The sequence below is a fragment of the Kitasatospora sp. NPDC127111 genome (assembly GCF_042677465.1).
Classification (GTDB): Bacteria; Actinomycetota; Actinomycetes; order Streptomycetales; family Streptomycetaceae; genus Kitasatospora.
Genome location: NZ_JBHXTG010000159.1, coordinates 1,390 through 3,714, shown reverse-complemented (window position 1 = coordinate 3,714; position 2,325 = coordinate 1,390). Strand labels below are relative to the sequence as shown.

At 69.2% G+C, this 2,325-nt stretch carries 2 protein-coding genes and 1 pseudogene; all 3 read right to left on the bottom strand.

The window, feature by feature from the left end:
* Positions 1–124: 124 nt before the first annotated feature.
* The 3 genes and pseudogenes from ACFVHB_RS39940 to ACFVHB_RS39930 all read right to left on the bottom strand — a co-directional run bounded on the left by ACFVHB_RS39940 (position 125) and on the right by ACFVHB_RS39930 (position 2,093).
* Positions 125–1,244: pseudogene (locus ACFVHB_RS39940) on the bottom strand (IS30 family transposase).
* Positions 1,245–1,429: 185 nt separating this feature from the next.
* A complete protein-coding gene (locus tag ACFVHB_RS39935) occupies positions 1,430–1,807 on the bottom strand; it encodes a hypothetical protein (RefSeq protein WP_380332867.1) in 378 nt (125 codons plus the stop codon).
* A 55-nt stretch (positions 1,808–1,862) separates the two neighbouring features.
* Positions 1,863–2,093 carry a hypothetical protein gene (locus tag ACFVHB_RS39930; protein WP_380332865.1) on the bottom strand — a complete coding sequence of 77 codons (231 nt, stop codon included), beginning with the start codon at positions 2,091–2,093 and terminating at the stop codon, positions 1,863–1,865.
* Positions 2,094–2,325: the final 232 nt, after the last annotated feature.

Below are 2,325 nucleotides of genomic sequence, written 5' to 3'. Positions count from 1 at the left end.
TTTTTTGTTAAACCCCCCCCCCCCCCGCTGTACGGTCCCCCCACGGGTCACAGAGACCGTTCGGCGAACGCTTCCGCAAACTTCGCATTCCGGGCAATGGCTGATTGACCTGCTGCTCTGGGGTTCAGAAACAGGCACTCAGGACGTCAGCGTAGACCTCTGCCGGAGTGTGGTAGCCATGGATCTTGCGCGGGCGGTGGTTGAGCTCGTGGGCGATGGCGTCCAGGTCGGCCTGGCTGAACCTGCGGAGGTCCGCTCCCTTGGGCAGGTACTGCCGAAGGAGCCGGTTGGTGTTCTCGTAAGGTAGATCGGCATCCCGGTTTCGGCGGTGATGGCCTGGTGCTCGGCGATCTCGCGTCCTCGGTCCCAGGTGAGCGTTCGTCGTAGCTGGGGCGGGATGCCGAGGAGATTCCTGGTGAGATGCGGGGTGACCTGCTCGGCCTTGATGCCGTCGGGCAGCGCGACGATGGCCGTGTACCGGCTGGTGCGCTCGACCAGCGTGGCGACGGCCGAGGGCCGGGTGCCCATCACGAGGTCGCCCTCCCAGTGGCCCGGGGCCTTGCGGTCTTCGACCTCGGCGGGGCGGGCGGTGATGGACACCATGCCGCGGATGACGTCCCGCCCGGTGGGTCGGCGGGCGATCTTCGGACGGCGCATGGCCTGCCTGACCGCAGTCGCTGGGTGAGGCTGCGGTCGATTGCCTGGCGCCGGCGAGGGTCGTAGAGCGAGAGGTAGATCGCTTCGTGCGAGATCTGCATCGAGGCATCATCAGGAAACTGCCGTCGCAGCCACCCTGCGATTTGCTCGGGTGACCAGCACAGAGCCAGCTTGGCTTCCACCAGGGCGCGTAGAGCAGGTCGCTGGGCGAGCTTGGCCTGCTTGGGGCGGCGCCCACGCTCGTAGGCGGCCGAATCGGCCGACGCGGCTCGGTAGCGGTCCCGGCCGCCGTTGCGGGTGATCTCGCGCGAGACGGTCGAAGGAGATCGGCCCAGCCGCTGGGCCAGCTGCCGGGCCGACTCCCCGGCGGCGAGGCCGCGGGATATCTCCTCGCGCTCACTGCCACTCAGATGCCGCTCTGACCGCGTCTGAGGGGCGAGGCGGACGCCACCGCTCTGGTGCAGGAAGCGACGGACGTGCTGCATCGGCGCCCCGAGCGCCCGCCCGATCAAGCTGAACGACTGCCCCTCGCGCCAACGTCTCCAGATCTCGTCCTGCTGAGCCGGCGAAAACCCGTAGTCACGCACCTGTACCTCCACGATCACATGATCACCCGAGGGTGGTGCGTTGATCACTTGAGGGCGCCATCGTTTGACGACAGGCGCCCAGCGCGTCCAATGAACCCGGACATTCCGGGGCATCGGGGCAGCGCCGATCCAATCGGATCCGATGGTGATCACTGACAGGGTTTGACGACAGGTAGGGTCCGATCCTAGGTGACGTGGCAGATGCTGGGCGCCTCGTCGCCGTAGAACATCACTCGCAGCCGCTGGCCTGCGGTGTCCACGATGACGCCCTTGCGGCCGTCGTGGCGCACCCGGCCGCCGAGCGCGACCCTGATGCCCAGGCGGCGCTCCAGCCAGTAGTAGGTCGCGATGTGCTCTAGGTCGGCGGCCTGTCGGCGCCGGGTCTGGGCCTCGGCCTCGGCCTGGTCCGCGATCTCGCCGACCCGGGTCAGCCTGCGCTGCAGGGCGCGCCGGGTGGAGTGGTGTAGACCGGGGGTGGCCAGCTCCTCGTGCAGGCGGGAACGGACGAAGCCGACGAAGTCGTGGAGCCGCTCGACGGGACGGCTGGGTGGTTCGGGCGGCACGGGCTGGCTTCCTGTTGGGCGGTCAACGATGCTGCGAGGCAGTGTAGTTGGCGAATCAGCCGTGCGGCTGCTCGGGGTCGTGGCGGGTCGGCCAGGTCATTTCATCCACCCCCCGCAGCACCTGCTCGTCGGCGTGCCGCTCGCCGTGCGTGAGGTCGAGCTGGTCGTGCTCGGCCCCGAAGGCGTCGAGCGCACGCTCCATGATCTCGGCGAGGCTGCCGGCGTACCGGTCGAAGTCGGGCTCCGCGCCGTCGTCGCCGCCGTCCATCCCGTGCTGTTGCCCCATCGGGGGCCTCCTCCTCGGAAACCGGTGCCGTCGAGGGAAAGCTTCTCGCAGCGGTTGCCTCGTATATCGGACCTTACACGAGGCTAACGACCGTTAACACGCGACGAAAGGGTTCGGAGGGGTAGGGGGCGGTGGGGGGCCGGCCCCGCCCCGGCACCCCCCACCCGGCCCCGCCCCCCGTGCGCCCCCGCAGCGCGCACGAGGCGGAACACCAGCAGCCAGCCGGCACCAC

Excerpts from the sequence above, each read along its gene's own strand:
- ACFVHB_RS39930 (WP_380332865.1), bottom strand. The coding sequence starts at position 2,093 with ATGGGGCAACAGCACGGGATGGACGGCGGCGACGACGGCGCGGAGCCC.